Raw genomic sequence first — 1,943 nt, forward strand, 5'->3', positions numbered from 1 at the left:
CGCGAGGCCGCAGAAGAAGCTTATGACGACGCCGATATCGAGCCCAGCGACATCTCCCTCGTGGAGGTCCACGACTGCTTTACCATCGCCGAGGTCTTCGCCCTCGAGGCGCTCGGGCTCTACAGTTACGGCGAGGCGATCGGGGCGGCCCGCCGCGGCGAGACGCGCCGCGACGGTGAACTGCCGGTCAACCTCTCGGGCGGGCTGAAAGCGAAAGGCCATCCCGTGGGTGCAACCGGGGCCGCACAGGTCGCGGCGATCGCGACGCTGCTCGACGGCACCCACCCGCGCGCTGACGCCGTCGACGACGACGCGACGATCGGCGTCGCCCAGAACGCCGGTGGAACGGTCGCCAGTGCGACCGTTCACGTCCTGGAGGTGATGGAGTGATGACTGACGTGACTAACGGCGAGTACGACGCGTTCCTCGATGCGCTTGCCGACGGCGAGGGTTACTACCTCGTCTGCGAGAACGAGCACGGGCTGCTGCCGCCACGGCGTGCCTGCCCACACTGTGGCGACCGCGATCTCACCGAACGGGACCTGCCAGAGTCCGGCGAGATCGTTACGCACACGACCGTGTTCGTGCCGACACCGCAGTTCGAGGACGACGCACCCTACGTCACCGCCGTCGTCGACTTCGACGGCGTCCGGCTCACGGGTGTCGTGCGAGGCATCGACCAAGAAGACATCGCGATCGGCGACCTCGTCACCCCGACCGTCGAACCCAACGAGACGGCAGCCGAACAAACGATCGTCTTCCGCCCGACCGAGTAAGACGACTTGTAAAATAATTGCCTCTAAATTCAGCATATGAACCTCATCGCACAGACAGATGTCGCACGGGAGACGTACTGGGGGATCACCAGCGTCGAGTACGCGGTGTTTTACTTCCTTGCGTTCGTGACGGTTGCCGTCTTCACCTACGGTGTCTACCGCCGGTTCGCTCGGTATACACAGGGAGATGGCGATTCGCTCCCTCGCCTCAACGAACTGCAGCGGCGCGTCGTGAGCGCGGCCAAGATCGTCCTCTCGAACGAGAAGCAGTTCAACAGGGACCTCTACGGCGGGTTGATGCACTCGTTTATCCTCTGGGGGTTCCTGACGCTGTTTATCGCGACCTCCATCCTGATGGTCGAAGAATACGGCGCACAGAAGCTGCTCCACGTCTCCTTCTGGAACGGTGACTTCTATCTCGCCTACCAGTTCATCGTCGACGCCATGGGGCTGTTGTTCGTCGTCGGCATCGGCATGGCCCTCTACCGGCGCTACTGGGTCCGCAACCACCGTCTCTGGGACCGCCACACCTCCGCTGAGGACGATCTGTTCATCTGGACGCTGTTCGCTCTCGGCATCGGCGGCTTCCTGCTCGAGGGACTGCGCGTCTACAGCGCCGGGATTCCCGACCACGAGGTCGTCAGCTTCGTCGCCTACGGGATGGCGCTTGGCTTCGACGCGCTCGGGCTGGCGACGCTGGGCCCCGAGCAGGCGGGGCTTAATGGAGCCGGACTCAACGTCGAGAATCTTCACTGGCTCGCGTGGTGGACCCACTCACTGATCGCCTTCTTCTTCATCGCCTGGATCCCCTACGCCAAGCCGTTCCACATGCTCTCCTCCTTCGCGAACGTCGTCACCCGTGACGAGAAAGCCGGAAAACGGCTTCCCAACGTCCCTTCGGACCTGGACGCGACCAACGCCGAGTCCATCGACGACTTCACCTGGAAAGAGCTGCTGGATCAGGACGCCTGTACCAAGTGTGGGCGGTGTTCGTCGGTCTGTCCTGCCAAAGCCTCCGACCGCCCGCTCGATCCGCGTAACGTCATCCTCGATCTGAAATCCTATCGCGAGGACCTCGAGTGGTGCTGCGAATACCCCAAAATCCGTGCACGAGATTCGCGTCTGTCGGTAGGAATCGATCCCGAATACAGGGCCGATCAAGGAATC

General features: G+C 62.8%; 3 protein-coding genes. All 3 read left to right on the top strand.

Annotated features, from left to right (window positions below; translation table 11 throughout):
* Positions 1–390, top strand: a 390-nt coding sequence (locus C476_RS16820) for a thiolase C-terminal domain-containing protein (RefSeq protein ID WP_008015194.1), incomplete at its 5' end; no start/stop codon positions are given.
* Entirely contained in the window at positions 390–776 is a 387-nt protein-coding gene (locus tag C476_RS16825; RefSeq protein WP_008015195.1) for a Zn-ribbon domain-containing OB-fold protein, read from the top strand. The genes C476_RS16820 and C476_RS16825, both read left to right, overlap by 1 nt.
* Positions 777–812: 36 nt before the next feature.
* Positions 813–1,943 (top strand): (Fe-S)-binding protein (locus tag C476_RS16830; protein ID WP_008015197.1); only part of this gene is annotated, 1,131 nt, incomplete at its 3' end.

Origin of the sequence: Natrinema limicola JCM 13563 (assembly GCF_000337475.1) — an archaeon.
Taxonomy (GTDB): Archaea; Halobacteriota; Halobacteria; order Halobacteriales; family Natrialbaceae; genus Natrinema; species Natrinema limicola.